Source organism: Kitasatospora sp. NPDC043949 (assembly GCF_056435365.1).
In genome coordinates, this window is sequence record NZ_JBWKEQ010000024.1 from 58,420 (window position 1) to 84,724 (window position 26,305).

Annotated in this window: 19 protein-coding genes; 5 read left to right on the forward strand and 14 right to left on the reverse strand. The window is 75.1% G+C overall.

Annotated features, from left to right (window positions below):
* Nucleotides 1-195 precede the first annotated feature (195 nt).
* From AC07AL_RS20895 to AC07AL_RS20925, 7 genes are all read right to left on the reverse strand, one after another.
* Nucleotides 196-1,827, reverse strand: coding sequence for an AMP-binding protein (locus AC07AL_RS20895; RefSeq protein WP_478317925.1), 1,632 nt, complete (start codon nucleotides 1,825-1,827; stop codon nucleotides 196-198).
* Between the two features lie 139 nt (nucleotides 1,828-1,966).
* A complete protein-coding gene (locus tag AC07AL_RS20900; RefSeq protein WP_363585957.1) occupies nucleotides 1,967-2,206 on the reverse strand; it encodes a chaplin in 240 nt (79 codons plus the stop codon).
* A 92-nt stretch (nucleotides 2,207-2,298) separates the two neighbouring features.
* The gene (locus AC07AL_RS20905; RefSeq protein ID WP_363585956.1) at nucleotides 2,299-2,709 is read right to left on the reverse strand and encodes a hypothetical protein; all 411 of its coding nucleotides are present in this window, start codon (nucleotides 2,707-2,709) and stop codon (nucleotides 2,299-2,301) included.
* Nucleotides 2,706-5,273, reverse strand: coding sequence for an Hsp70 family protein (locus AC07AL_RS20910; protein WP_400843258.1), 2,568 nt, complete (start codon nucleotides 5,271-5,273; stop codon nucleotides 2,706-2,708). The genes AC07AL_RS20905 and AC07AL_RS20910 overlap by 4 nt, the downstream gene beginning before the upstream one ends.
* A 31-nt stretch (nucleotides 5,274-5,304) precedes the next feature.
* Nucleotides 5,305-6,084, reverse strand: coding sequence for a nucleotide exchange factor GrpE (locus AC07AL_RS20915; protein ID WP_400843256.1), 780 nt, complete (start codon nucleotides 6,082-6,084; stop codon nucleotides 5,305-5,307).
* The gene (locus AC07AL_RS20920) at nucleotides 6,081-6,506 is read right to left on the reverse strand and encodes a hypothetical protein (protein WP_350883251.1); all 426 of its coding nucleotides are present in this window, start codon (nucleotides 6,504-6,506) and stop codon (nucleotides 6,081-6,083) included. The genes AC07AL_RS20915 and AC07AL_RS20920 overlap by 4 nt, the downstream gene beginning before the upstream one ends.
* 128 nt (nucleotides 6,507-6,634) lie before the next feature.
* Nucleotides 6,635-10,810 carry a hypothetical protein gene (locus AC07AL_RS20925; RefSeq protein WP_478317926.1) on the reverse strand — a complete coding sequence of 1,392 codons (4,176 nt, stop codon included), beginning with the start codon at nucleotides 10,808-10,810 and terminating at the stop codon, nucleotides 6,635-6,637.
* Between the two features lie 242 nt (nucleotides 10,811-11,052).
* Between AC07AL_RS20925 and AC07AL_RS20930 the strand changes: the two genes are divergently transcribed.
* Nucleotides 11,053-12,843, forward strand: a complete 1,791-nt coding sequence (locus AC07AL_RS20930; protein WP_400986438.1) for a protein kinase domain-containing protein — start codon at nucleotides 11,053-11,055, stop codon at nucleotides 12,841-12,843.
* A 173-nt stretch (nucleotides 12,844-13,016) separates the two neighbouring features.
* Here AC07AL_RS20930 and AC07AL_RS20935 read toward each other — a convergent pair whose 3' ends face one another.
* The 3 genes from AC07AL_RS20935 to metF all read right to left on the reverse strand — a co-directional run bounded on the left by AC07AL_RS20935 (nucleotide 13,017) and on the right by metF (nucleotide 17,673).
* Nucleotides 13,017-15,257, reverse strand: a complete 2,241-nt coding sequence (locus AC07AL_RS20935) for a heavy metal translocating P-type ATPase (RefSeq protein ID WP_400986436.1) — start codon at nucleotides 15,255-15,257, stop codon at nucleotides 13,017-13,019.
* Between the two features lie 210 nt (nucleotides 15,258-15,467).
* Nucleotides 15,468-16,631, reverse strand: a complete 1,164-nt coding sequence (locus tag AC07AL_RS20940; RefSeq protein ID WP_363627527.1) for a permease — start codon at nucleotides 16,629-16,631, stop codon at nucleotides 15,468-15,470.
* Nucleotides 16,632-16,734: 103 nt separating this feature from the next.
* Nucleotides 16,735-17,673, reverse strand: a complete 939-nt coding sequence (metF, locus tag AC07AL_RS20945; RefSeq protein WP_363627526.1) for a methylenetetrahydrofolate reductase [NAD(P)H] — start codon at nucleotides 17,671-17,673, stop codon at nucleotides 16,735-16,737.
* A gap of 250 nt (nucleotides 17,674-17,923) precedes the next feature.
* On the opposite strand from metF, the gene AC07AL_RS20950 reads away from it, so the two are divergent.
* On the forward strand, nucleotides 17,924-18,256 hold the full coding sequence (locus AC07AL_RS20950; RefSeq protein WP_400803447.1) for a heavy-metal-associated domain-containing protein: 333 nt from the start codon (nucleotides 17,924-17,926) through the stop codon (nucleotides 18,254-18,256).
* A 96-nt stretch (nucleotides 18,257-18,352) separates the two neighbouring features.
* Here the strand turns inward: AC07AL_RS20950 and AC07AL_RS20955 are convergent, their stop codons facing one another.
* Together AC07AL_RS20955 and AC07AL_RS20960 are read right to left on the reverse strand one after the other, a co-directional pair.
* Nucleotides 18,353-18,895 carry an MOSC domain-containing protein gene (locus tag AC07AL_RS20955; RefSeq protein ID WP_363585947.1) on the reverse strand — a complete coding sequence of 181 codons (543 nt, stop codon included), beginning with the start codon at nucleotides 18,893-18,895 and terminating at the stop codon, nucleotides 18,353-18,355.
* 64 nt (nucleotides 18,896-18,959) lie between these two features.
* Nucleotides 18,960-19,583, reverse strand: a complete 624-nt coding sequence (locus AC07AL_RS20960) for a TetR/AcrR family transcriptional regulator (protein ID WP_400986435.1) — start codon at nucleotides 19,581-19,583, stop codon at nucleotides 18,960-18,962.
* A 105-nt stretch (nucleotides 19,584-19,688) separates the two neighbouring features.
* On the opposite strand from AC07AL_RS20960, the gene AC07AL_RS20965 reads away from it, so the two are divergent.
* Together AC07AL_RS20965 and AC07AL_RS20970 are read left to right on the forward strand one after the other, a co-directional pair.
* Complete coding sequence (locus AC07AL_RS20965; RefSeq protein WP_400986434.1) at nucleotides 19,689-21,266, forward strand: FAD-dependent monooxygenase; 1,578 nt, start codon at nucleotides 19,689-19,691, stop codon at nucleotides 21,264-21,266.
* 149 nt (nucleotides 21,267-21,415) lie between these two features.
* Nucleotides 21,416-22,645 (forward strand): cytochrome P450, encoded by a 1,230-nt coding sequence (locus AC07AL_RS20970; protein ID WP_363585944.1) that lies wholly within the window; start codon nucleotides 21,416-21,418, stop codon nucleotides 22,643-22,645.
* Nucleotides 22,646-22,721: 76 nt separating this feature from the next.
* On the opposite strand, the gene AC07AL_RS20975 is transcribed toward AC07AL_RS20970, so the two are convergent.
* Nucleotides 22,722-23,930: a Dyp-type peroxidase gene (locus AC07AL_RS20975; RefSeq protein WP_400986433.1), complete on the reverse strand. Its 1,209-nt coding sequence runs from the start codon at nucleotides 23,928-23,930 to the stop codon at nucleotides 22,722-22,724.
* Between the two features lie 31 nt (nucleotides 23,931-23,961).
* Here AC07AL_RS20975 and AC07AL_RS20980 point away from each other — a divergent pair, with 31 nt between their 5' ends.
* Nucleotides 23,962-25,326 (forward strand): right-handed parallel beta-helix repeat-containing protein, encoded by a 1,365-nt coding sequence (locus AC07AL_RS20980; RefSeq protein ID WP_400986432.1) that lies wholly within the window; start codon nucleotides 23,962-23,964, stop codon nucleotides 25,324-25,326.
* A gap of 42 nt (nucleotides 25,327-25,368) precedes the next feature.
* On the opposite strand, the gene AC07AL_RS20985 is transcribed toward AC07AL_RS20980, so the two are convergent.
* The gene (locus AC07AL_RS20985) at nucleotides 25,369-26,133 is read right to left on the reverse strand and encodes a hypothetical protein (protein ID WP_400803459.1); all 765 of its coding nucleotides are present in this window, start codon (nucleotides 26,131-26,133) and stop codon (nucleotides 25,369-25,371) included.
* Nucleotides 26,134-26,305 lie beyond the last annotated feature (172 nt).

Genomic DNA, 26,305 nt, shown 5'->3' on the forward strand with positions numbered 1-26,305 from the left:
CCCCGACCCCCTAGCCTGAGCCCCCCCCCCCACACACCAACCCGGCAACCCCAGGAAACAAAAGAAAAACCCCCCCCCCCCCAACCACCCCCCCCCCCCCCCACCCCCCCCCCCCCCGGGGCCGTTCGGCGTGTGCGGGCGGGCTCGGACCGGGCGGCGGTGGGGCGGCGGCCCGTCGACCGGTTGCGGGTCGGGTCAGAGGCCGAGCAGGCGCACGGCCTCCGCGCGCATCTCGACCTTGCGGACCTTCCCGGTGACGGTCATCGGGAACTCCTCGACCACGTGCACGTACCGCGGGATCTTGACGTGGGCGAGCCGGCCGGCGCAGTAGGTGCGGACGGTGTCGGCGGTGAGCGGCTCGGCGCCCGCGCGCATGCGGATCCACGCCATCAGCTCCTCGCCGTACCTGGCGTCGGGCACGCCGACGACCTGGACGTCGAGGACGTCGGGGTGGGTGTACAGGAACTCCTCGATCTCGCGCGGGTACAGGTTCTCGCCGCCGCGGATCACCATGTCCTTGATCCGGCCGGTGATGGCGAGGTAGCCGTCCTGGTCCATGACGGCGAGGTCGCCGGTGTGCATCCAGCGGGCGGCGTCGACGGCCTCGGCGGTGCGCTCGGGCTCGCCCCAGTAGCCGAGCATGACGGAGTAGCCGCGGGTGCAGAGTTCACCGGGCTCGCCGCGCGGGATGGTCCGGCCGGTGGCCGGGTCGACGACCTTGACCTCCAGGTGCGGGCCGACCCGGCCGACGGTGGAGACCCGGCGGTCGACCGTGTCGTCGGCACGGGTCTGGGTGGAGACGGGCGAGGTCTCGGTCATGCCGTAGCAGATGGCGACCTCGGCCATGCCCATCCGGCCGATGACGTCCTTCATCACCTCGGCCGGGCAGGGGGAGCCCGCCATGATGCCGGTGCGCAGGCTGGTGAGGTCGTGGCGCGCGAAGTCCGGGTCGGCGAGTTCGGCGATGAACATGGTGGGCACCCCGTACAGCGAGGTGCAGCGCTCGGCGGCGACGGCGGCCAGGGTGGCGCCCGGGTCGAAGGAGGGTGCGGGGATCACCGTGCAGGCGCCGTGGGAGATGGCCGCGAGGTTCGCCATCACCATGCCGAAGCAGTGGTAGAACGGCACCGGGACGCAGATCCGGTCCTGCTCGGTGTAGTTGAGCAGTTCGCCGACGAAGTAGCCGTTGTTGAGGATGTTGTGGTGCGACAGGGTCGCGCCCTTGGGGGAGCCGGTGGTACCGGAGGTGTACTGGATGTTGATCGGGTCGTCCGGCGCCAACTCCCGCTGCCGCCGCGCGAGAAGGCCGGGGTCGGCGCGGCGCCCGGCAGCGAGCAGGGCGTCCCAGTCGGGGCCGCCGATCAGCACCCTGCTCTCCAACTCGGGGCACCGGGGCCGCGCTTCCTCGATCATTCCGGCGTAGTCGGAGGCCTTGAAGCGCTCGGCCGCGACCAGCAGGCGGATCCCGGCCTGGTTCAGCACGTACGCCAACTCGTGCGAGCGGTACGCCGGGTTGATGGTGACCAGGATCGCGCCGAGCTTGGCGGTGGCGTACTGGGTGAGCGTCCACTCGGCGCAGTTGGGCGCCCAGATGCCGACCCGGTCGCCCTTGGCGATGCCGAGGTCGAGCAGGCCCAGGGCCAACGCGTCGACGTCGGCGGCGAGTTCGGTGTACGTCCAGCGGCGGGCGGTGGCCCGGTCGATCAGGGCGTCCCGTTCGGGGAAGGCGCGCACCGCGCGGTCGAGGTTCTCCCCGATGGTGTCGCCGAGCAGCGGCACGTCCGAGGTGCCGGAGGCGTAGCTGCGCGGGGTCGGCGTGGTCGGCACGTTCTGGCTCCTGGGTGGGCGCGTGCGGGTCGGACCCCATGGTCTCCACCGCGTGCCCCGCGCCGCCACCCCCGAACGGGGGTGCGGACGCGATGCTGGGGCCGTCCGTCGGGTGCGACGGACGGCCCCAGCAGTCGGGTCAGGCGTTGACGCAGGTGTTGCCGAAGGCCGGGTTGAGGATGCTGATGATGCCGATCGAGTTGCCGCAGACGTTGGCCTCGAGGTTGATCGGGATCTGGATCTGGTTGCCGGAGAGCACACCGGGGGAACCGAACGCGACACCGTTCGCGGTGGCGTCGCCCGCGGCGGCGGTGCCGGCACCGGCCAGGACGGCCACGGCGGCGAGTGCGGTGGCGGCGAGGGTGGTACGAATACGCATTGCGTCACTCCTTGTGAGGGCAGCGAACATCCATGTGACGAACACACTCGCACCGATCGAACTCGATGGCAGGCCGGGAACGGCCGAATTGGTCACTCAGAGGGCGTGTCGTCCTCCCGCTCCCCCGGCTCCGGCCCCGCGGACCCGGACGCGCTCACCCATTCCAGCAGGTCCCGGGCCGGTTCGAGCCCCGGTTCGGCCGCCACCGCGCGGTGCAGCAGTCCGAGCGCGAACGCCCCGTCGCCGGCCGCCAGCGCCGCCAGCGCCCGGTTGTAGTCGATCCGAGCGGCGTAACGCAGCCGGAACAGCACGCCGAGATCCTCCCGGCAGGACGGACAGCGCAGGCCCTGCGGGTCCGCCGGGACGGCGCACTGCGGGCAGAGCACCTCGATCGGCGGAACGTCGGCAGCCCGCCCGCCGATCGGGTGCACGTCGGCCGGGGACAGCTCGGACCGGTACACCTCGGACGGAGGTACCTCGGACGGAGTCACGTTGGAGTTCATCGCGGACCGGCCTCCTCCGGGCGGACCGGGCCGAGCGACTCCGCGAGCGGCTCGCTGCCCAGCTCCCGCTGCGCCTGCGCGTACAGCGCCAGCAGCGCCGAGCTGTGCTGGTTGGCGGCCTCCATGTTGGCCGACTCCACCGCCTCGTCCAGCCCGCGCAGCTCGGCCATGATCCGCTGGGCCAGCGCCGGCGAGACCATGTTCTGGTTGACGTAGACGTTGCACATGGTGAGCATCCGGAAGGTGTGCCCGAGCGAGTCGCACAGCTCGTCGGCCCGCTGGGCGGCGCGCATGGCGCCCTCCCAGTCGGCCGCCTCGCGGCGCAGCCGCAGGTCGGCGGCCACCGACCGCAGCCGGTCGAGGTCGCTCGGGTCGAGGTGCTTCTCGCAGTAGTGGATGAACAGGCTGAGGTACGCCTCCGAGCCGCGCACCCAGCGCTGGGCCTTCAGCTGGCGCTGGGCCCGCTCCAGCGCCTCGTCCACCGACTGGCCGCGGGTCTGGCCGGCGGCCAGGTCGTCCAGGCTGTCCATGAGGCGCTGCGCCTCGCGCATCTCGGCCTCGGTGAGCTCGCCGCCCCAGCGGTCGGTGAAGGTCTCGATCTGCCGCTGCTGCTCCTCGACCTGGACCTTGAGCTCGGGGTCGAGGGTGACGCGCTCCAGCTTGACGGTCTTCTCGCCGCCGCCCTGGATCCGCACCGACAGGGTGATGGTGCGGTCCCGGTCGAGACCGAAGGACACCTCCACCGGGGTGCGGCCGCCGAGCCCGGCGGGCAGCCGCAGGGTCAGGTGGCCGATCAGCTCGTTCTGCTGGGCGATCTCGTGCTCGCCCTCGTAGACCGCGATCTCCAGCCGCTGGCGGCCGCTGCCGGAGACCACGAACTCGCGGCTGACCGGCGAACTGGTCGGGTAGCTGGTGTTCTTGGGGATGATGACGGCCAGTCGGCCGTCGTTGAGCTCGATGCCGAGGTTCTTCGGGGTGATGTCGAACGGGTTGGTGACCTGCATCAGCTCGCCGCAGCCCTGGCAGGCCTCGCTGCCGGGCGGGTTGACCACGCCGCAGGCCGCGCAGCGCAGGCCGACGTCCTCGGCGGCGGTCGAGGCGACCCTGGTCTGCCCGGGTGCGGCGGAGTTGAGTGCCTCGCCGCACAGTTCGCAGGCGGTGACGCCGGGGGCGGCGGGTGTGCCGCAGCGCGGGCAGTTGTCGCTGCGCACGGCGGTGGCCGCCTGGGACTGCGCCGGGATGGCCGCGCCGGCGGCCGAACCTCCCAGCTCCTGGCCGCACTTGGGGCAGGCTCCGGCCTCGGCGTCGACCGGGAGGTGGCAGCCGGTGCAGGAGACCCGGGGCCCGCCGAGCAGCGTGGTGGCGCAGTTGGCGCAGTTGGAGGCGGAGAGGTCCCCGGGGGCCCGGCACTCGGGGCACTCCACCTCGCCGACCAGCGCGGACTGCACGGCCGCGCCGAGCGCCACGCACTGCATCGGGTTGACGCCGCGCCGGATCCGACGCGGCCCGAAGACCTCGCCGAGCCGCCGGGCCACCAGCGGGATCGCGGTGGAGCCGCCGACCAGCACCACCTCGTCGATGTCCCCGACGGTGAGGTTGGCCTGCATGATGGCCTTGTGGGTCAGCTCGATGGTGCGTTCGATCTGGGCCTCGATCAGCTCCTCGAAGCGGGCCCGCTCGAATTCCGTCTCCAGCACCAGCTGGCCGGCGCCGAGGCCGGGCAGGATCACCTCGGAGGCCTCCTGGTGGGAGAGCTCGATCTTGATGGTCTCGGCCGTGGAGGCGATCTTGGGGCGGTCCCGCAGGTCGGGCTGGTAGTCCGCGCCGTACTCCTCGCGGATGTCCTCCAGCAGTGCGGTGGTGATGGCCCGGTCGAAGTCGTCGCCGCCGAGCAGGTTGTCGCCCTCGATGCCGAGCACCGAGACCGAGCCGGGGACCAGCAGCAGGATGGAGATGTCGAAGGTGCCGCCGCCGAGGTCGTAGACCAGGACGGTCCGGCCCTCGTCGCCGGCCTCGGAGGTGATCCCGTAGGCGAGCGCGGCGGCGGTCGGCTCGTTGATGATCCGCAGCACGTGCAGGCCGGCCATCCGGCCCGCCTCCTGGGTGGCGGCGACCTGCCGTTCGCCGAAGTACGCGGGGACGGTGATGACGGCCCGGTGGAAGGGCTCGCCGAAGCGCTGCTCGGCGTCCTCCTTGAGGCGGTGCAGGATGATCGCGGAGATCTCGATCGGGGTGTAGGAGCGGCCGTTGAACCAGACGTTGACGTCGCCGTCGGTGCCTGCCGTGACCTTGTAGTCGACCTCCTTGAGGGCGGCCTGGACCTGCGGGTCCTTGAACTTGCGGCCCATGAAGCGCTTGACCGAGCGGATCACGTTGGCGCCGTCGATGGCGACCCGGCTGCGCGCCGTGGAGCCGACCAGCAGTTCGCCCTTGCGGCCGCTGCCGACCACGGAGGGCGTGGCCTCCTGGTTCTGCCGGTTGAAGATGATCTCCGGCTCGCCCCGGCGCAGGTGGGCCACCACCGAGTTGGTGGTGCCCAGGTCGATGCCGAGTGTGCGGTACATGTCGTTCCCCTCTTGCCCCTCGTGGTCCTGGCTACTTCTTCCGCTTGCGCCGGCCGCCCGCGGCCGTTCCCTTCCGGCGGGCCCGGGGCGGGGCCGCCGTGGCCCGGGCGGCGGGGTTCACCGGCGCGACGGCGGGTTCGGTGCCGCCGTCCTCCAGCTCGGTGTCCGCACCCTCGGCTTCCGTGGGCCCGGGGTCCGCAGGTTCGGGATCCGCCGGTGCGGGATCCTCGGTGGGCCCGGCCTCCTCGGCCTCGGCCTGCTCCGGTGCGGGCTCCAGGGCCCGCTCGACGTCCTCCGCGAGGACCGGCTCCCCCACCGGGGCGGGCTCGGGCACCGCGGCGACGACGACCTGGGCGCGGCGCAGCACCTCCTCCTCCCAGAAGAACCCGGTGACCACCGTCCGGACGACCGTCTCCGGCGCCACTCCGGGACGCGGCTCGGTGCCGACGATCTCGGTCAGCGCCGGGTCCGCCGCCAGCCCCTCCAGCCGCATCGGGCGCACCCCGGCCTTGGCGAGGCGGCCGAGCAGCCGCCGGCGGGTGGCCTCGATCCCGGTGCCGCGCCCGAGCAGCACCAGCTCCCGGTCCAGGCCGAGCGCGGCGAGGGCGTCGTCCACCTCGACCAGGATGCCCAGCAGGTCCCGCTGGGTGGCCCGGGCGGTCTGCGCCTCCTCGGCCCGCAGGCGCTGCAGGAGGGAGGCCCGGTACAGCAGTTGGCTGAACGCCTGGTCGAGGTCGACCTCCAGGGCGCGCTGCGGGACGTCCAGCGTCCGGTGGCCGGCGGGCGCGGGAGCGGTCGGCGTGTCGGTCATTCGGGTACCTCGATCTGCGGCAGCACGGACAGGTCGGCCGCGTAGCGGGCGGGGACGGGCGGTTCGGGGTCGGCGCCGCCGGGGGCGGGTTCGGCGAAGTCGGCCGCCGCCTCGGCCCGGTGCAGCACCAGGAGGGCGGCGGCGGGCGGCAGCGGCGGGCGTTCGACGACCAGCAGCGGTTCGGCGAGGGCGGGCGCCAACAGTTCGGCGGCCTGGTCGACCGGCTCCGGCGGCAGGGGCCGCTGGAGGTCCAGCTCCAGCCGCCGGTCGGGGTTGCGCAGCAGGGCGGCGGCGTCCTGGATCTGCTGGCGGCTGTAGCGGCCGGCCTTCATCGCCGGGCCGACGGCGAGGTTGATCTCGCGCACGCCGGCCGTGAGCGCAACGCCCAGGACCTCGTACGGCGACGGTTCGTGCAGTGGCATGGCGGGCGGCTTCTCTCCTCACGGCTGACGGGGGCTCAGGGGTCGGTTGTGGCTCAGGGATTGGCTGCGACTGCGGATCAGGAACGGGTGCATGGGCTACGACGACGACGGCGGCGCCGCGGTTGCCGTCAGCGCAGCGCGCCGATCCTCCGTTGCAGGGCGCGCAGGTCGCGGTCGTCCGGGTTGTACTCGACGGCCTTGCCGATCAGCGAGCGGGCCTCCCGGAACTGGCGCAGGTTGGCCCGGCTGACGGCGTAGGAGCTGTAGACGACGCTGAGTTCGACGTGCAGCTTGGCGACGTCCTCCGGGGTGCGGGAGAGCGCGAGCGCCTCCTCCAGCAGCCGGATCGCGTCGCGGTAGCGGTGGGCCTCGTAGTGGCCGATGGCCTCGCCGCGCCAGACGCTGACCATCAGGCGGCGGATCTCGTCCGAGTCGTCGTAGGACCGGGCCTTCTGGAGCATGGCGGCCTGGGTGGTGAACGGGCTGCCCTGGAGGTTGTCCAGCATGTGGTTGGCCAGCATCACGGCGACCCGGCGCGGGGCCTCCTCCTCGGTGTCGCCGTCCCATTCCGGGTCGGCGCGCAGGGCTTGCGCCATCCGGTCGACGGCGAGGGCGCGGTGGTCCGCGAAGGCGGCGATGCGGGAGAGGTGGCGCAGCACGAAGGCGAGGCCGAGCCGGTGGTCCGGGTCGGGGTTGAGCGCGATCAGCTCCCGCCACGCGTCGGCGGCCTCCTCCAGTTCCGCTTCGGGGGCGTCGGGGCGGCTGAGCTGGCCGGCCCGGTTGCCGAGGGCGGCCTCCAGGAAGTGGACGGCGGTCGGGTCGCCGGGGGCGAGTTCCATGCTCTTGCGCAGCAGGACCAGGGCGCGGGGGTAGTCCTTGTCCTCGTTGTTGATCTTGCGGGCCCACTGGGCGTAGGTGGCGCCGAGGTCGCCGCGCACCTCGGGGTGGTCGGGGGCCAGCGCGAGGGCCTTCTCCAGGAGTTCGGTGGCGCCCGCCTGGTCGTCGTCGCTGCTCTTGAGCAGGGCGCGGGCGGCCCGGACGCCGCACTCGGCGGCGATCGCGGGCGCGTCGGCGGGCAGGACGGCGCCGGGCACGGCCCGGGCGCGGGTGAGGCAGTCCAGGGCCTCGCGCCAGTCCTGGTTGCGGTGGTGCTCGCGGGCCTCGCTGACCAGGCTCTCGCCGAGCAGGTCCCGCCAGCCCGTTCCGCGTTCGGCCTCGGGCACCGCGTCCAGGGCGCCGACCGCGGCGGCCTGGCGGCCCTGGAGGAGCAGGTAGCGCTGCGGGCCGAGGTCGCCGAACAGGCCGAGGGCCCTGGTCAGCGGGTGCCCGTCGGGGGTTTCCGGCTGCCGCCAGGCCCGTACGGCCTCGTCGAACCCGGCTGCCCAGGCTGCGAGTTCGGGCTCCTGGCGGAGCAGCCGGTCGAGCGCGGGGCCGAGGGCGAGGCGCCGGGCGGGGCGGCCGGGCAGGGCGATCCGGACGCCCTCCTGGGCGAAGGCTTCGGCGCTGTGCGCCTCCATGCCGAGGCGCAGGGTCCAGGCGGTGACCTCGTCGCCGGTGCGGCCGGCGGCCCGGTCCAGGGCGCGCAGGTCCTCGCGGAGGCGGTCGGTGAGCGCGCCGCGGGCGGTGGACATCCGCTGCGGTTCGGCCGGGCGGCCGGTGATCCGGGCGGACTCCGCCCACAGGTCGGGCTGGTGCAGGGCGGCGACCAGGCAGCCGAGCGTCCAGGTCCAGATCCGCTCGTCCGGCCCGGCGCCGTCCGGACTCTCCGGGGCTTCCGGGCCAGCCTGGAGGGAGACCGCGAGCCGGTAGCCGGCCAGGCCGAGCGCGTGCAGCAGCCGGGGGTGGGCCGGGTCCTTGAGCAGCAGGGCGTGGTAGCCGTCCCAGGCCTCGCGGTGGCGGCCCTCGACGGCGTGCTGGTGGGCCTCGTGCTCGGCGAGCAGGACGAGCGCGGCGGCGGCCTGCGGCCGGCCCGGGGCGAGGGTGAGGGCCTGGCGCAGGTCGCCGGCCGCGCGTCCGGGCTCCCCGGCGTCGAGGGCGGCGCCGGCCCGGCGGATCAGGACGGCCCCGCGCGCGGCGGCCGCGTCCGCCGGCAGGTCGGCCAACGCCTCGTCCAGTCGGCCGAGTTCGGCCCGCAGCAGGGCGAGGTCCAGCCGTGCGGGCGCGGCGGCGGGGCTGTCGCCGAGGGCCTGCGCCCAGGCGGCGAGGACGGGTTCGGCCTGCTCGGGCACCCCGGCCCGGCGGGCGCAGTCCAGGACGGCGCGCAGTGCGGGGCCGACGCAGCGCACGCAACGCGGCGAGGCGTCGTCGGCGGGGCGGTGCAGGTGGGCGGCGCAGACCTCCCGGCCGCAGCCGGCGCAGGTGCCGGTGGCGGGGACGGGGCAGGTGCCGGTGGCGGTGGCGGGGGCGGGGCAGATGGCGCAGTCGGCCGTCGCGGGCGGGGGCTGCGGCGGTTCGGGGGCCTGGCCGGCGGTCAGGAAGTGGCGGTACCAGTCCAGTGCGGCGGCCCAGTTGCCGGCCCGTTCGGCGAGCAGCGCCCGCAGCCGGGCGAGGGCCGGGTCACCGGCCGGGTCGGGGGCGAGCGGGGCGAGCAGGGCGATGGTCTGGACCGGACGGCCGGTCAGCAGGGCGGCGGCGGCCAGGTGGTAGCGGTCGCGCGGCCCGGTGGCGGCGTCGAGCAGGGTGCCCAGCGGTTCGGTGGAGCCCCCGGCCAGGGCGAGGGCGGCGCGCAGCCGGGCCTGCCGGTGGGTGACGGAGCCGGGCAGGGTGTCGGCGAGGGCGAGGGCGGCGGCGGCCCGCTCGCGGGGTTCGGGCCGGTCGCGGCCGGTGATCAGCAGGTGCGCGGCCTCGCGCAGGGCGGCCTCGCGCAGCGCGGCCCGGTAGCCGGGGGCGGCCGGGTGGTCGGCGGCGGCCTGCTGCCAGAGCTCCCGGGCGGCCACCGGGTCGTCGGCCAGCCGGGTGCGGGCGAGCCGGTCGCGGGCCAGGGCCTGCCGTTCGCGCAGGTCCTCGTCGTGCAGCGGCTCCCATCGGGCCAGGGCGCCGGCCGGGTCGTCGGTGCGGGCGAGGGCGAGACCGTGGTGGAAGGCGGCGATCCGGGCCCAGCGGGAGTCCGGTTCGACGTCCGCCTCGGCGCCGAGGACGGGCGCGGCCTCGGCGGCCTGCCCGGCGGCGAGCAGGGCCGCGCCGAGCCGGACCCGGGCGGGGCGCCAGTCGGGGGCGAGGCCGAGGCCGGTGCGGTAGTCGGCGGCCGCCTCGGCGGGGCGCGCGGCCCGCTCGTGCACCAGGGCGAGGCCGAACCGGGCCGGGGCGAAAGAGGGTTGGACGGTCAGGGCGGCGGTGAACTGGTCCCGGGCCTGGTCGTCGGCGCCGAGCAGCAGGGCGAGCCTGCCGAGGGCGTAGCGGGGGCGGGCGTCGCCGGGGGTCTCGGTGGCGGCGGCCGCGAGGTCGGACCAGGCTGCGTCGGTGGCGCCGAGCCGCTGCCGGGCCAGGCCCCGGAAGAGCAGGCTCTCGGTGCGCAGCGCCGGGCCGCGCCCCCACGGGGAGGGCTCGCCGGGGCCCCGGCGCAGCGCCTCGTCGAAGGCGGCGACGGCGGGTTCGTCCTGGTGCAGGGTGAACAGCTGGGCGCCCCAGCGGAACCAGAGTTCGCCGCTGCCGCCGGGGGCGGCCGCGGCGAGCAGGGTCTCGGCCTCGGCGGCGCGGTCGGTGCCGCGCAGCAGGGCGGCCCGGGCCAGGACCGGCCAGTCCCGGCCGGGCAGTGCGGCCAGCGACCGGGTGGTGGCGCTCTCGCGCTGCTCGGGGGAGCCCTCGCGGCAGAGCCGTTGGAGCCAGTCCGTGGCACGGGCGGCGGCTGCGGCCTCCTCACCAGGTTCGGCGCCGTCGGCGGTGGCCTGGAGGAAGGCGAGCAGCGGCCCGAGGTCGCCCTCGGGGGCGGATATCCGCTCCTCGGCGAGGCGGTGCAGGCTCCACCGGGGCAGTTGCCGGGCCGGGTCGGCGAGCAGCGGGAAGGCCTCGCGGTGCAGGGCGAGGGTGGCCTGCTGGTCGCCGGTGGGGACGGTGGCCTCGGCCTGGCCGAGCAGGGCGAGGCCGCGTTGCGGGCGCAGTTCCTCGGGGCCGGCGGCGAGCCGTTGGGCGAGGCGCGCGTAGCGGCGACGGGCCTGCGGGGCCTTGCCGGCGGCGAGCCGTTCGGCGGCCGCGGCCAGGGCCTTGGCCACGGCCTGGGCGTCCAGGCTCCGTCGGCGGCGGGCCAGTACGACGGCTGCCGCACCGGCCAGTGCCACCACGATCAGCAGCACCGCGAGCTGCACCATGCACTGTCCCCCTGCGTTTGGAAATACGCCACTCGATGATCAACACACGGTGTGTGATCATGACTTGACGCTGTTTCGATGTTGCTCGGGCGCCCATCAGAATAGGCCCTCCACCGGACAGACGAACAGAATTGAGCACTATCCTGGGCGACGCAGCGGAAGCGGTGCGAGAACCACCGCGCGGGAACCGGCCCGAGGCCGGGTCAGGGCGAACAGGCCAACAGGGTCCAGTCGGGGGATGCGTGTCCGAGTCGCGTTGGGTGCCCGGGCTCCGGTTCGGGCCGGAGTTCGACCCCGAGCAGTACGAGCTCCTGGAATTCCACCACCGGGGCGGCGAGGCCGAGGTGTGGCGGGCGGTGCGGACCGGCCACAGCGGGCTCAAGGAACTCGTCGCCGCGAAGATCATGCTGGAGCGCGACCCCTCCGAGGTGCGGCGCTGGCTCGGCCGCTGGGACGACGTCTCGCACAACGCCCACCGCCTGGACGTGACCGACCTGGTGGTGCCCAGCTTCCTGCTCGGCCCCTCCCCGCACCGGCCCGGCGCCGCGCCCTCCGCCGGGCTGCTCGGCTACCAGATCTCCCCCTGGGTCGAGGGCGTGCCGCTGCACACCTGGGCCCGCACCCAGCGCGGCGGCCCGGCGGCGGTGGCCGAGGTGCTGGCCCGGCTCTGCCGGATCGTCGACGAACTGCACCGCAAACGCTGGGTGCACCGCGACATCTCCCCCGCCAACGTCCTGGTGGACGCCCAGAACCAGGTCAAACTGATCGACCTGACCTTCCTGGCCCCGCTCGACCACACCCTCACCGTCGCGGTGTTCACCCCCGGGCACGTCCCGCCGGAGGCCGAGCAGGTCGGCGGCTTCCCCACCACCGCCAAGGACCTGTTCGCGGTCGGCACCCTCGCCCGCACCCTGCTGCTGCCCGACCACGGCCGGCTCGACCACCGGCTCGCCGCCGAACAGGCCCGCGCCGAACTCCTGGCCGCCGGCTACGGCGAGGACCTGGCGCGCTGGGCCTGCGAACCGCTCGCCCGCGAACCGGACCGCCGCCCCTCCCCGCTCGGCCCCTGGGTGGGCCGCGGCCGCGAACTCCTGCGCTCCCGCCGACCGGTGGCGCGCACCGCGGGCCTGGCCGTCCTGCCCGACCGGGCCGGCCGGCCGCTGCTGGTCACCGGCGGCGCCGACGGCGCTGCACTGGCCGGCCCCGGACACCACGGGCAGCGCCTGCCGGCCGGCCAGGGGCCCGGCCCGGTCAGGGAGTTGCTGGCCGGCTGGGCCGGCAGCCAGGGCGAACTGGTGGTCTGCGCCGAGGACCGCGGCGGGACGCTCTGGGTCGGCACCTCGGCCGGCTGGTGGGAGGCCGCGCGCGGCGTCAGCGGGCTCGCCGGGGCGGTCAACTCCGCCGGGGAGATGACGGTCTGGACGGCGGCCGGCGGCGCCCTGCGCTCCTACCGCTGGGCGCCCGGCCTCACCCTCACCGGCCAGGAGCTGCCCGGCTGCCCGGCCGACCGGGTGCTCGCCGCCATGGAGGAGCGGGCCGGATCCTGGCTGGTCCTGGTCGAGCACCGGGAGCGGGTGCTGAGCTGGCGACCGGGCTCGGCCCAGGGCCCCGCCCCGCTGGGGCAGCCCGGCGCCCTGCGCGCCGGGGCGCTGGCCCGCACCTCCGCCGGCCCGCAGGCCGCGACGCTGCGCCCGGACGGCTCCGTCCAGCTGCACACCCTCGGCACGGCCGGCACGGCCCCCGAGATCGGCGACGGCGAGCCCTCCCTCGGCGTCGCGATGGCCGGCCACCGGGGCGGCCCGACGGTGGCGCTGGCCGGCGCGGGCGGCGTCCGGCTGCGGCTGCCGGCCGGCGGCGCCTCCCGGCGTCCGCGCTGGTGGCGGCCGACGCTGCGCCCGGCCACCCGGGTCGCGCTCGCGATGGGCGAGGACTGGCGGCTGTGCCTGGCCGCGGTGGTGGAGGGCGAGTTGCAGTGCTGGCAGGAGGACGCGGCGTACCGGTGGCAGGCGGTGGCGCTGCCCGAGCAGGGCTGAGCGGGGCTTCGCGGGGCTGAGCGGAGTGTCCGGCGACAGGCCGGGGTCCGGGATGCGCCGGGGCCCCGGAACCTGGTGCGGTTCCGGGGCGCCGGCGGCTCGGGCGGGTCCAGCAGGGTGGGCGGTTCGGCGTTCGGACGGTCGGCGTTCGAACGGTCAGCGTTCGAACGGGCTCAGCGGAAGCGGCGCAGCCGCAGGCTGTTGCCGACCACGAAGACCGAGGAGAAGGCCATCGCGGCCCCCGCGATCATCGGGTTGAGCATCCCGGCCGCGGCCAGCGGCAGGGCGGCGACGTTGTAGCCGAAGGCCCAGAACAGGTTGCTCTTGATGGTGGCCAGGGTCTTGCGGGAGAGCCGGATGGCGTCGGCCGCCGCCAGCAGGTCGCCGCGGACCAGGGTGAGGTCGCCGGCCTCGATCGCGGCGTCGGTGCCGGTGCCCATGGCCAGGCCCAGGTCGGCCTGGGCGAGGGCGGCCGCGTCGTTGACGCCGTCGCCGACCATCGCCACGACCCTGCCCTCGGCCTGGAGCCGCTTGACGGTCTCCACCTTGTCCTGCGGCATGACCTCGGCGATGACGTGCTCCGGGGCGATGCCGACCTCGGCCGCGACGGCCTCGGCGACCGCCCGGTTGTCGCCGGTCAGCAGCACAGGACGCAGGCCCAGCGCGCGCAGCCGGGCGATCGCCTCGGCGCTGGTCGGCTTGACCGCGTCCGCGACCTCCAGGACGGCCCGGGCCTCGCCGTCCCAGCCCACCGCGATCGCGGTCCGCCCGGCCGCCTCGGCGGCGCGCTTGGCCGCGGCCAGGCCCTCCGGCAGGTACTGCGACCAGTCGTTCAGCAGCGCCTCCCGGCCGGCGACCACCGCGTGGCCGTCGACCACGCCCTGGACGCCCAGGCCCGGTACGTTCTCGAAGCCCTCGACCGCGGGCAGCTCACCGGCCTCGGCGGCGGCGGTGGCGATCGCGGCGGCGATCGGGTGCTCGGAGGCGTGCTCCAGGGCGCCGGCCAGCCGCAGCGCCTCGGCCTCGCCGACGCCCTCGGCGGTGTGCACGGCGAGCAGGGTCATCCGGCCGGTGGTGACGGTGCCGGTCTTGTCCAGGACGATGGTGTCGACCTTGCGGGTGGACTCCAGTACTTCGGGGCCCTTGATCAGGACGCCCAGCTGGGCGCCGCGGCCGGTGCCGACCAGCAGCGCGGTCGGGGTGGCCAGGCCCAGGGCGCACGGGCAGGCGATGATCAGCACCGCGACCGCTGCCGTGAAGGCGGCGGTCCAGCCCTCGCCGGTGCCCAGCCAGTAGCCGAGGGTGGCCACCGCCAGGACGATCACGATCGGGACGAAGACGGCGGAGATCCGGTCGGCGAGGCGCTGGGCGGCGGCCTTGCCGTTCTGCGCGTCCTCGACCAGCCGGGCCATCCGGGACAGCTGGGTGTCCGCGCCGATCCGGGTGGCCTCGACGACCAGCCGGCCGCCGGCGTTGACGGTGGCGCCGGTGACCTGGTCGCCGACGGAGACCTCGACCGGTACGGACTCGCCGGTGAGCATCGAGGCGTCCACCGCCGAGGCCCCCTCGGCCACCACGCCGTCGGTGGCGATCTTCTCGCCGGGCCGCACCACGAACCGGTCGCCCACGGCCAGACCGCCGACCGGGATCCGGACCTCGGCCCCGCCGCGCAGCACGGTGACGTCCTTGGCCCCCAGTTCCAGCAGCGCCCGGAGCGCGGCGCCCGCGGTGCGCTTGGAGCGGGCCTCGAAGTAGCGGCCGGCCAGGATGAAGGCGGTGACGCCGGCCGCCGCCTCCAGGTAGATGTTCGACGGGCCGTCGCTGCGGGCGATGGTCAGCTCGAAGCCGTGCCGCATGCCCGGCATTCCGGCGTCGCCGAGGAACAGCGCCCACAGGGACCAGAGGAACGCGGCGCCGGTGCCGAGCGAGACCAGGGTGTCCATGGTCGCGGCGCCGTGCTTGAGGTTGGTCCAGGCGGCGCGGTGGAACGGCCAGGCGGCGTAGGTGACCACCGGCGCGGCCAGCACCAGCGACAGCCACTGCCAGTTGTCGAACTGCAGGGCCGGCACCATCGCCATCGCGATCACCGGCACCGCGAGCGCCACCGCCGTGACCAGCCGCTGGCGCAGCGGGGCGAGTTCGTCGGCCGACTCGGCCTGCCCGGCCGGGCCTTCGGCGGCCGGCGGCTTCGGCAGCGCGGCGCTGTAGCCGGTGGCCTCGACGGTGGCGATCAGGTCGGCGACGTCGACGCCCGCGGGGAAGGCGACCTTCGCCTTCTCGGTGGCGTAGTTGACGCTCGCCGAGACGCCGTCCATGCGGTTCAGCTTCTTCTCGATCCGGGCCGCGCACGAGGCGCAGGTCATACCGCCGATCGAGAGTTCCACCTCCGTGGAGGCGGGTGCCTGGGTGGTCATCGTTGCTCCTCGTGACAGTCGTCGTTCCGGGAACGCGCTGAGCGTCTCCGGCCCGGCCTTCATACCCTAGGGGGGTATCGGTCGGCGTCGGGTTCCTTTATACCCCCTAGGGGTACCCGAGGCAAGCATGGACCGATACCCCCGGCTGGTATTTTCCGGTCCGGCGATCCGCCCGGCCCGAAACCCCCGGGAGGTACCCGCTGCCGGGCGTCAGCGCTGGTCGTGCCGGTGCCCGTCCCCGGCCGCGGGCTCGCCGCCCATCATCCGGAGCATGGCGCGGCCGCCGGTGCGCAGGAAGCGGGCGAGCAGGGCGGCGGCGAGGAGCAGGAAGGCGATGTTCAGCCAGGTGGTGTAGTTCCACTCGATGCCCGCCATCGGGATCTCGGCCTCGCGCCGGTCGGGGACCAGGCCGAGCGCGCCGAAGAGGAACTCGACGGTGTAGCCGGCCACCACCATGGCCACGTAGAAGGTGCCGAGCAGGAACAGGGCCGTCCGGCGCCCGTAGTACTTCCGGTAGATGTTGAGGATCGGCAGGATCAGCAGGTCCGCGAAGATGAACGCGACGACCCCGCCGAAGCTGATCCCGCCCTTCCACAGCACCACCGCGAGCGGCACGTTGCCGATCGAGCAGACGAAGGACGCCATCGCCACCACCGGACCGACCAGCGGACCCCACAGCCGGCCGACGAGCGGGTGGTCGGCGAAGAAGAAGGCCTGCCAGAAGGAGTCCGGCACCCAGGCGGCGATGGCACCGGCGATGAGCAGCCCGAGGACGAGGTCCTTGAGGATGGCCGCCCACTCCATCACGAACACGTGCGACACGGCCGTGACGCCCCGCCGGGACAGCAGCCGCCGGGTGAAGGAGCCCTCCCCGGCGACGGACATGTCCATCGCCGCGTGGCCCTCCATCGAGCCGGCCAGGCCGCGTTCCGCCTGGGCGCGGGCCTCGCGCAGCAGCCGGTCACGCAGCAGCAGCCGGAAGAGCAGGGCGAGGACGAGGATCATCACCGGCCCGCCGACGAACTCGGCCGCCGTGAACTGCCAGCCGAGCAACAGGGCCAGGATGACGCCGAGTTCGACGACCAGATTGGTCGAGGCGATCTCGAAGGCCATCGCGGCGGTGAAGTCCGCGCCCTTGCGGAACAGCGAGCGGGCGAGGGCCACGGCCGCGTACGAGCAGGAGGAGGAGGCCGCGCCGAGGAGCGCGGCGACGCCGAGGGTGCGGGGGCGGTCGTCGCCGAGCAGCCGGACGACGGTGGACTTGCGGACGACGGCCTGGACGACGGCGGAGAACAGGAAGCCGAGGATCAGCGCCCAGGTGATCTCCCAGGTCATCGATCCGGCGATGGACAGCGCGTGCAGGATCGCGTGCATGGTGGGTCCGCCTTCCCTGGTGCCCCGGGTTCGCCAGCGCCGAGCACCATATACCCGTACCGGGTATCACCCCTCGCACCTCGCCGGGGGCGGCACTCCCCCGTCAGGCCGCCGCCAGCGGGGCCGGCCACGCCGGCCGGTCCAGCCCGAGGTTGCGGTGGATCTCCAGGGCCGCGGTGGAGCGGTTCAGCGTGATGAAGTGCAGGCCGGGCGCACCCTCGCGGAGCAGGCGCTCGGCCATCCGGGTGGCGTGGTCGACGCCGATGCGGTGCGCGGCCGGCCGGTCGCCGCGGGCCGCCTCCAGCCGTGCGGCCAGGCCCGCCGGGAAGGAGGCGCCGCTGAGTTCGGCGAAGCGGGCGATCTGGCGGACGTCGGTGGCCGGCATGATCTCCGGGATGACCGGGGTGTCGCAGCCGGCCTCGGCGAGCCGGTCGCGCAGCCGCAGGTAGTGCTCGACGTCGAAGAACATCTGGGTGACGGCGTAGTCGGCGCCCGCCCGGCACTTGGCGACGAAGTGCCGGATGTCGTCCGCCCAGTCCGCCGAGCGCGGGTGGCGCTCCGGGAAGGCCGCCACCCCGACCGTGAACGCGCCGCAGCCCTTGACCAGTTCGACCAGTTCGGCGGCGTGCCGCAGGCCCCGGGGGTGCGGCTGCCAGACGCCGTTCGGGTTGCCGGGCGGGTCGCCGCGCAGGGCGAGGACGTCGCGGATCCCGACGTCCGCGTAGCGGCGCAGGACGGCCTGGAGTTCGGCGGTGGAGTGGCCGACGGCGGTCAGGTGGGCCACCGGCCGCAGCGTGGTCTGGGCGGCGATCCGCTCGGTGGTCTCGATGGTGCGGTCGCGCGAGGAGCCGCCGGCGCCGTAGGTGACGGAGACGAAGGTCGGCGCGACCGCCTCCACCCGCCGGATCGCGGCCCACAGGGAGCGCTCACCGGCGTCGTCCTTGGCCGGGAAGAACTCGAAGGAGTACGTCCGCTCGCCGGCCGCCAGGATCTCGCGCAGTCCGCGCGGCCCGCGCGCTCCGGGTCGGGTGGTGTGGTCCATGGGGTGTCACCTCGGGTGATGGGATCGGCCGCCTGCCGGCGCCGGCCGCCGGGATGCGGGCGGCCGCTTCCACCCTGCCGGAAGGGCGCAACGAGAGTGCCACAAGGATCGGTTGACGATCGGTCGAGTCCGTTCGCGGCCGTCGCGGGCGCCGCCCTCAATTACCCCTGGGGGGTATGGTACGTTCTCCAGGCGAAGCGGCCGGCCGCACCCGCGGCCGGCGCCGGGCACTGATGACAGGAGCACCCCCATGTCCGAGACCACCGCCACCGTCGAGTCCCCCGCCACCGAGACCGCCGCCGAGACCACCGCCTCCTGCTGCGGCTCCTGCGGCACCGGCGCCACCGAGGCCCCCGCCACCGGGACCGCCGGGCGGGCCGTCTTCCAGGTGAAGGGCATGACCTGCGGCCATTGCGTCACCTCGGTGACCGCCGAACTGCGGAAGATCGACGGCATCACCGACGTCGCCGTGGACCTCGCCACCGGCAAGGTCACCGTCGACAGCACCCTGCCGCTCGCCGACGAGGCCGTCGCCGCCGCCGTGGACGAGGCCGGCTACGACCTGGTCGGCCGCCTCGGCTAGGCCCTGTCGGCCGAACGCCCCCGGCGGCAGGGCCGTCGGGGGCGTTCGGTGTACGGGGCGGGGGTATGCCTGGCGGGATGCGGGCCGGGCAGCCGGTCAGACCCGGTCGAGCGGGCGGTGCGGGCCGGGCGGCAGCTCCACCGAGATCGCGTCGCCGGGAAGGACCGGTCCGCCCGCGCGCACGATGGTCATGATGCCGGCCCGGCGGACGACGGCGCCGTTCTCGTCACGCCCGACGACCTGCTTCAACAGCCCCTGCCGGTAGGCGTCGATCTGCCGGCACGGATTGCGCAGGCCGGTGACCTCCAGCACCGCCTCGGGGCCGATCCGCAGCACCGCGCCGACCGGCAGGCCGAGCAGGTCGAGGCCCCGGGTGGTGATGTTCTCGCCGAGCGCGCCCGGCGCCACCGCGAAGCCCGACTCGCCGAGTTCGGTGAGGAGCTCCTCGTGGATGAGGTGGACCTGGCGCAGGTTGGGCTGGTCCGGGTCCTGGGCGACCCTCGAACGGTGCTTGACCGTCACCCCGGCGTGCACGTCCCCCTCCACCCCGAGCCCGGCGAGCAGCACGATGCCGTCACGGTTCGGCTTGGTGAACGAGTACTCGGCGCTGCTGCTGACCGCCACCACGCTGCCGCTCATGCGCGGACCCCTTTCGCGTACGGATGTTCGACCGGCTCCGAGCATAGGACCCCGGCCTCGCGGGTCAGCCCGCGGAGGGCGCCCTGAGCAGCGGCAGGACGACCTCGTCGAGGATCTCGTCGACGACGTGGTCGGGCGGGACGCCGCCGCCGAGCAGGGCGGCCTCGCGCAGGAGGTCGAGCGGGAGGGAGCAGGTGCGGGGGGTGAGCCGCGCGGGGTTGATCTCGCCCCGGTCGGCGGCGCGGCGCAGCATCGCCGTCAGGCCGCCCACCGGCCCCTGGGAGACCAGCCCGCGGAAGTGCTCGCGCAGTTCGGGGTCGCGCATCAGGTCGACCAGGAGGCCGTGCACGGCGTCCTGCGGCAGGTCGTCGAAGCGGTGCAGCAGCCTGCGCAGGAAGAGCGAGAGGTCGGCCCGCAGTTCGCCGGTGTCGGGCGGCTCCCGGTAGTCGGGGGCGTTGCGGCCGAGGGCGGCGACGACCAGCGCGGCGCGGTTGGGCCAGCGGCGGTAGAGCACCGGTTTGCTGGTCCGGGCGCGGGCGGCGACACCGTCCATGGTGAGCCGGTCGTAGCCGTGGTCGGCGAGTTCGGCCCAGACGGCGTCGAGGATCGCCTGTTCCAGTTCGTCGCCGCGCCGGCGGGAGGCCCTGCCGCCCGCCGGTCCGTCCTCCGTTGTGCTGCCGGTCGTCACCGAGGTCCGCACCCATCCCTGTAGATACGTTGCGTTTCTTATCGGGCCGAGTCTACAGTCGAGATTAAGAAACGCTTCGTATCTTATGTCGAGGAGGGGCCCGCCATGAGCACTGCCCGTACGACCGACGTCCTCGTGGTCGGCGCCGGCCCGGTCGGACTGACGCTCGCCGTCGGACTGGCCCGCGCGGGAGTCGACTGCCGGATCATCGAACGGGACCCGGCCCTCCGCGACCGCGGCGTCCGCGGCAAGGGCGTCAACCCCCGGACGCTGGAGGTGTTCGACGACCTCGGCGTGGCCGGCGAGATCCTCGCCCGCGGCGACCTCAACCTCAAGATCCGCAGCTACCGGGGCGACCGGCTCCGCCACGAGGTCGACCCGGCACCCGCCAACGCCCCGACCCCCGACCGCCCCTACGGCGGCCTGCTGATGCTCGCCCAGCACCACACCGAGGCCGTGCTGCGCGACCGGCTCGCCGACTACGGCGTCAGGGTCGAACTGGACACCGGGCTCGTCGACCACACCCAGGACGGGGACGGCGTCCTCGCCATCGTCCAGCACGGGGAGCGCGCCGGGGCCGCCACCGAGCGGATCGCCGCCCGCTACCTGGTCGGCTGCGACGGCGGCCGCAGCACCGTCCGCAAACTCGCGGGCATCCCGTTCCTCGGCGAGACCTGGGAGGAGGAGCGCTTCCTGATGGCCACGATGCGCCTGGACGGGTTCGCGCCGGACGCCCTGCACGTCTGGGACGACCCCCGGTTCGGCGTCGGCGCCCTGGTACTGGTCCCGCTGCGCCAGGACGACACCTGGGCCGTCCACGCCTCCGTCACCCCCGACGGGCACGGGCGGCTGCCCGCCCCCACCCTGGACACCTTCCGGCAGCTGTTCGCCGAACGGGCCGGCCTGCCCGGCGCCCGGCTGCACGAGCCGACCTGGTCCACCGTCTGGCGGCCGACCGTACGCATGGTCGAGCGCTACCGCGAGGGCCGGGTGTTCCTCGCCGGGGACTCCGCCCACTGTCAGTCCGCGGCCGGCGGCCAGGGCATGAACACCGGCATCCAGGACGCGCACAACCTCGGCTGGAAGCTGGCGGCGGCGCTGCGCGGCGCCCCCGACCCGCTCCTCGACAGCTACCAGGCCGAACGGCTGCCCGTCGCCCGCGCCGTCCTGGCCGCCTCCTCCGCCCAGCACCGGGCACTGTTCAGCGGCGACGGCGGGGCCCGGGCCCTGACCGACCAGCTCCTCAGCCTGGCCAACTCGGCCGGCGCCGACCTCACCGGGCTGTCCGTCCACTACCGGGGCGGGCCGCTCGGCCGCGACCTGGACGACGCCACCGGCATCCGCGCCGGGGACCGCGCCCCGGACGCGCCCTGCGCCACCGCCGACGGCGCCCCCACCCGCCTGTTCGACCTCTTCCGCGGCCCGCACGCCACCCTGCTGGCCTTCGGCGAGCACCCCGCCCTGACCGCCCTGCCCGACCTCCCGGGCGTGCACCGGGCCGGCGTCCTCGACCCCGGCGGCCACGCCCGCCGCGCCTACGGGATCGACGGCGACGCCGTCGTACTGGTCCGCCCCGACGGCCACGTCGGGCTCACCGCGGGGGCGGTCGACCCGGCCGCGCTCACCGCCCACCTGCGCGACCTCGGGCTGGCCGACCGACGGACCGGCCCACTGACGGGCTGACGGGCCGGGCCCGGTGAAACCCTGACCGGGGGAGGTGGAATCGCTACCATCGGGACCAACTGGACAAGCAGCAGCGGAATCCAACGATCTACGTAAATAAGACAGTTGGATTCTCATCCCGCGCCGGACCGCCGACCCCGAAGGGACCCATGTCCACCGCCGCACCCGCCCTCCCCCCGTTGCACCGACTCCCCGTCACCCCCGCCCAGCCGCCCCACCCCACCACCCTCCCCGACGGCACCCCCGCCTGGCTGGTCACCCGCTACCACGACGTCCGCCAGACCCTCACCGACCCCCGCTTCACCCGCGGCGACCTGGCCACCGTCGGCACCCCCGGCGGCGGCGCCGACGTCTCCAGCAACCCGGCGTCGATGTTCAACCAGGACGGGCCGGAACACCGCCGGCTGCGCAGCACCGTCCAACGGGCCTTCACCGCGCGCGCCATCGCCGGCTGGCAGCCCTGGGTCGCGGAGAGCGTCCAGCAGGCCGTCGACGCCCTCGCGGCCGGCGGCACCCCCGCCGACCTGGTCACCGCCTTCACCCGGCCGGTGCCCTTCGCCGTCACCAGCCGCCTGATGGGGCTCGACGGCGACGGCCCGGACCGCCTCGACGAGCAACGGCTCCGCCGCTGGACCAGGGCGATCCTCGCCGACGGCACCCCGGACGACGGCGGCACCCCGGACGACAGTGGCGACGCGGCGGACGGCACCCTGGACCCGGCCGAGGCGCTCGCCGAATACGCCGCCTACACCGGCGAGTTGATCGCCCGCCGCCGCCACCACCCCGGCGAGGACCTGGTCAGCCGCCTCGTCCAGGCCGCCGACCAGGACGGCGGCGTCCCCGAGGAATCACTCGTCTACCTGGTCTGCGGGCTCACCGCCAGCGGCAACGAGAGCGTCACCGGCGCCCTCGGCAACGCCCTCGTCTACCTGCTCGGCGAACGCCCCGAGCAGTGGCCCCGACTCGCCGATCCCGACACCACCGAACGCGTCACCGAACGACTCCTCCACTTCATCCCGCTCGGCGACGACGAGGCCACCACCCGGCGCGCCACCGAACCGGTCGACCTCGGCGGCGTCCGGATCCCCGCCGGCGCCGTCCTCGCCGTCAGCCTCGGCAGCGCCAACCGCGACACCGCCGTCTTCCCCGAGGGCCTCGACGCCGGCCTCGACCACCCGCTGCCCGCCCCGACCCTCGCCTTCAGCGCCGGCCCCCACTACTGCCTCGGCGCCTGGCGGATGCGCCTGGAAATGCGCGAATCCCTCCGCCGCCTCGCCGCCGCCCTCCCGGGCCTGCGCCTCACCACCCCCGTCGACCGGCTCACCTGGCAACTCGGCACCACCACCCGCAGCCCCGCCCACCTGCCGGTCACCTGGTAGCCGGGGGCGCCGGGCCGCCCGCAGCGAGCAGCCCGCGCCGGCCCCCGGGCCGTCGCGGGCAAGCCCCTGCTCCCCCTCAGCCCCAGAGCTGCTCGCCCAGGGTGGCGCCCTCGGGGGCGCCAGGGAGGACGTAGGCGACGGCGGAGGCCTGGTGCTGGACGAACGGGTTGAGGGCGTCGCGGGTGGCGAGGCGGGTCTGGACGCGGGTGAACTGGGCGGGGTCGCGCATGAAGGCGCAGAAGAGCAGGCCGCGGTCGTCCGGGCCGTCGTCGTAGCTGTAGCCGCGGCGGAGCATGCGCGCGCCGCCGTCGAGGCGGGGGCTGCTGAGCCGGACGTGGGCGGTGGCGGGGATGACGTAGGAGCCGTCCGGGTTCTTGGCGTAGACGTCCGGTTCGTCGTGTTCGGCGCTGCCGGTGAGCGGGGCGCCGTCGCCCGCACGGCGGCCGATGACCAGGTCGCGCCGGTCCGCGGGGAGGGCCGCGAAGGCGGCGACGTCCATCCGGATCCGCCGGTAGACCAGGACGGTGCCGTTCTCGTGCGCCCCCGCCGGACCCCAGACCCACTGCCGGGCGGTCGACTCGTCGGGGTTGGCGGTGCCGTCCTTGAAGCCGAACAGGTTGCGGGCGGTGGTGCCCGGGGCGGTGGCGGGCAGAAAGCCGGACTGGGTCCAGCGGGGCGTGGCCCCGGCGGCGCGGGCGGCGGTGGTGGCGAGTTCGGCGACGACGGTCAGCGTCCAGCGGTCGGCGCCGCAGAGTTGGAGGAGGACGTCGCCGCCGCCGCGCGCCGGGTCGAGGCGGTCGCCGGCGAAGGCCGGCAGGTCGGCGAGCGCGGTCGGGACGTTCAGGCCGAGCCGGGCGGCGAGGTCGGGGCCGACGCCCACCAGGCTGGTGAGCCGGGCCGGTTCGGCGCCCTGGAGCCGCAGGTCCGGCGAGCTCCCGGCGGTCGCGGCGGCCAGCAGCCGGGTGAGGTCCGCGAGCAGGCCGCGCAGGGCGTCCCGGCCGCCGGCGGTGGTCGCGGGTGCGAGGTCGAAGGCCAGCAGCTGGGTGGCGGGTTGCGGCGGTGTGGTCACGCCGGCCTGGCGGGGGCCGTGGAAGAGGGGTGCCGGTCCGGGTGGCGGGGCCGCCGGGTGCGGCGCGGCGCCTTCGTGGCCGCCGTGCGCCAACGCCTGGACGCCGGCGCCGAGTCCGGCGGCGAGCACCGCTCCGGCCGCGAGCAGCGCCCTCCGCTCCACACCGGATCCGGCGGCTTCCGTCTGTTTCCGCACTTTTCCGGTTTCGGCATGCATGGGCGACATTGGAGACGATAGAACACCTCTCATGCAAATCCCGATGATGCGTCAACTCACCCACCGACCCTCACCTGCACGTGCGACGAGACCGCTGCGACGGCTGTCCGCGGCGCTGCTCGCCGCCACCCTGGCGCTGGCCGGCTGCGCGGCATCGGGCTCCTCCTCCGACGAGGCGCGCCATCCGGCCGGTACGGTCGTCCAGGTCCCGGAGGACTTCCCGACCGTGCAGCAGGCCGTGGACGTCGCGCGCGAGGGCGACACGGTGCTGGTCCACCCGGGCGTGTACCCGGAGAGCGTCCGGATCACCAAGCCGCGCATCGTCCTGCGCGGGACGGACCGCAACGGCGTCGTCCTCGACGGCGGGGTGCGGCTCGTCAACGGCATCACCGTCACCGGCGCCGGCTCGGTGGTGGAGAACCTCACCGTGCACGGCTACCTCGCCAACGGCGTCCTGTTCACCGGCGTCACCGACGAGCACCTGCAACGGCACGGCGCCGGCGGCTCCGCGTACGACCCGCTCGACACCAACCGCTTCCCGCCCGTCCAGGGCTTCCGGGCCTCCCGGGTGACGGCGTACGACAACGGCCTGTACGGCATCTACGCCTTCGACGCGCGCGGCGGCGTGATCGAGGACTCCTACGCCTCCGGGCAGGCCGACTCCGGGATCTACGTCGGCCAGTGCAAGCCCTGCGACACCCTCGTGCACGGCAACACCGTGGACCGCAACGCGGTCGGCATCGAGCTGACCAACGCCTCCGACGGGCTCAGCATCCTCGGCAACCGGGTGGTCGGCAACCGGGTCGGCGTGACGGTGAACTCCAACGACCTGGAATCCCTCGCCCCGCAGCACGGCGCGGTGATCGCCGGGAACGTGATCGCCGACAACAACGCCGCCGACACCCCGGAGCAGGCGGACGGCGGCTTCGGCATCGGCCTCGGGATCGGCGGCGGCACCGCGAACCAGGTGCTGCGCAACCTCGTCCAGGGGAACCGCGCCGCCGGGGTCATCGTCACCGACCCGCCCGGGCACCCGGCGAGCGGCAACCGCGTCGAGGGCAACCGCGCCACGGGCAACGGCGTCGACCTCGTGCTGGCCTCCACCGACCCCGGCAACTGCTTCACCGGCAACACGCCCGACACCCAGAGCCCGGAGCAGTTGGAGGGCCTGGCGGCGTGCGGGGCGCAGGGCCGCGGCCCGCTCCCCGGCGGCCGGCCCGCCACCGTCATGGCGCCGCCCGGCGTGCCGTTCCACCAGGTGCGGGCCCCGGACGCGCAGCCCTCCCTGCCCGACCCGTCGGCGCCGGGCCGGCCGGCGACGGACCTTCCGGGGCCCGTCGACCCGGACCGCTACGCCCTGCCCACGGACACCGCCGCCGTGCCGCAACCCCGGTGAGCCCGGGCCCCGGTGAGCCGCAGCCCCGGCGGCCCCGGGGCCTCACCCGGCGGCCCACGGCGCCTCCGGCATCCGCACGCCGTCCTGCCGCCCGGTGAGGTCGACGGTCGTCGGGGTGCCCAGGCCGGACATCCGCATGGTGACCCGGCGCAGCGCGCCGGCGCCGTCGACCCAGTAGGTCAGCGGCGACGGCCCGCCGTCCGGGGCTGCGCCCTGGGCGCGCGGGCCCGAGAAGCGGTCGTAGTCGCGGCCGTCGATGCGGTCCCGGCCGAGCAGGCGCGCCCCGGACTGGGCGAGCAGCAGCGGGTTGTCCGGCCGGTCCGCGCCGAGGCGGACCAGCAGGCCGAGCCCGGCGTCCAGCGGGTCCGCCGTGTAGGAGCGCGGCGACCAGCCGGAGCGGGGGACGTGCTCGGCCTGCTCCCAGGCGGGGCCGGAGCCGGCCGGCTCCGGGGCCAGCCCGAGGCCGTCGCCGTCCCAGATGATCAGGCCGTGGTCGAGCTGACCCGAGGCCCCGGAGACCTGGTAGCGGCCCACTCCCCGGCGGGTGCGGTAGTCCACCACCCCCTCCACCCGGATCTGCACGCCGCCGCCCTCCGCCGCGGTGAGCACCACCGCCGCCGGGCTGGCCTGGTACAGCGTCAGCCGGGACAGCGCCAGCCGGGACGCCTCGTCCATGGTCACCGCCCGTTCCTCCGGTTCGCCCCAGGCCGTCACCCCGAGGACCGTGGCCCCGGCGACCACCACCGCGCCGACCACCCCGACGAGCAGGCGCAACCGCGCCCTCTTCCCGATCTTCCTGCGGGCCATCTGGCAGCCCTCCTCCTTGTCATCACCGTCGTGCTCGTCGTCGCCGTCATGCTCGTCGTCACCGTCGTGCGAACGAGCGGCGGGGGGGGGGGGGGGGGGGGGGGGGGGGGGGGGGGGGGGGGGGGGGGGCGATGTCGTGTTCCGTCTGGCTGGGGGTTGGGAGCAAAAGACG

Bases quoted from the DNA above. Each gene is read 5' to 3' on its own strand.
- AC07AL_RS20900 (WP_363585957.1), bottom strand. From the start codon at position 2,206: ATGCGTATTCGTACCACCCTCGCCGCCACCGCACTCGCCGCCGTGGCC.
- AC07AL_RS20905 (WP_363585956.1), bottom strand. From the start codon at position 2,709: ATGAACTCCAACGTGACTCCGTCCGAGGTACCTCCGTCCGAGGTGTAC.
- AC07AL_RS20910 (WP_400843258.1), bottom strand. From the start codon at position 5,273: ATGTACCGCACACTCGGCATCGACCTGGGCACCACCAACTCGGTGGTG.
- AC07AL_RS20915 (WP_400843256.1), bottom strand. From the start codon at position 6,084: ATGACCGACACGCCGACCGCTCCCGCGCCCGCCGGCCACCGGACGCTG.
- AC07AL_RS20920 (WP_350883251.1), bottom strand. From the start codon at position 6,506: ATGCCACTGCACGAACCGTCGCCGTACGAGGTCCTGGGCGTTGCGCTC.
- AC07AL_RS20925 (WP_478317926.1), bottom strand. From the start codon at position 10,810: ATGGTGCAGCTCGCGGTGCTGCTGATCGTGGTGGCACTGGCCGGTGCG.
- AC07AL_RS20935 (WP_400986436.1), bottom strand. From the start codon at position 15,257: ATGACCACCCAGGCACCCGCCTCCACGGAGGTGGAACTCTCGATCGGC.
- AC07AL_RS20940 (WP_363627527.1), bottom strand. From the start codon at position 16,631: ATGCACGCGATCCTGCACGCGCTGTCCATCGCCGGATCGATGACCTGG.
- metF (WP_363627526.1), bottom strand. From the start codon at position 17,673: ATGGACCACACCACCCGACCCGGAGCGCGCGGGCCGCGCGGACTGCGC.
- AC07AL_RS20950 (WP_400803447.1), top strand. From the start codon at position 17,924: ATGTCCGAGACCACCGCCACCGTCGAGTCCCCCGCCACCGAGACCGCC.
- AC07AL_RS20955 (WP_363585947.1), bottom strand. From the start codon at position 18,895: ATGAGCGGCAGCGTGGTGGCGGTCAGCAGCAGCGCCGAGTACTCGTTC.
- AC07AL_RS20965 (WP_400986434.1), top strand. From the start codon at position 19,689: ATGAGCACTGCCCGTACGACCGACGTCCTCGTGGTCGGCGCCGGCCCG.
- AC07AL_RS20970 (WP_363585944.1), top strand. From the start codon at position 21,416: ATGTCCACCGCCGCACCCGCCCTCCCCCCGTTGCACCGACTCCCCGTC.
- AC07AL_RS20975 (WP_400986433.1), bottom strand. From the start codon at position 23,930: ATGCATGCCGAAACCGGAAAAGTGCGGAAACAGACGGAAGCCGCCGGA.
- AC07AL_RS20980 (WP_400986432.1), top strand. From the start codon at position 23,962: ATGCAAATCCCGATGATGCGTCAACTCACCCACCGACCCTCACCTGCA.
- AC07AL_RS20985 (WP_400803459.1), bottom strand. From the start codon at position 26,133: ATGGCCCGCAGGAAGATCGGGAAGAGGGCGCGGTTGCGCCTGCTCGTC.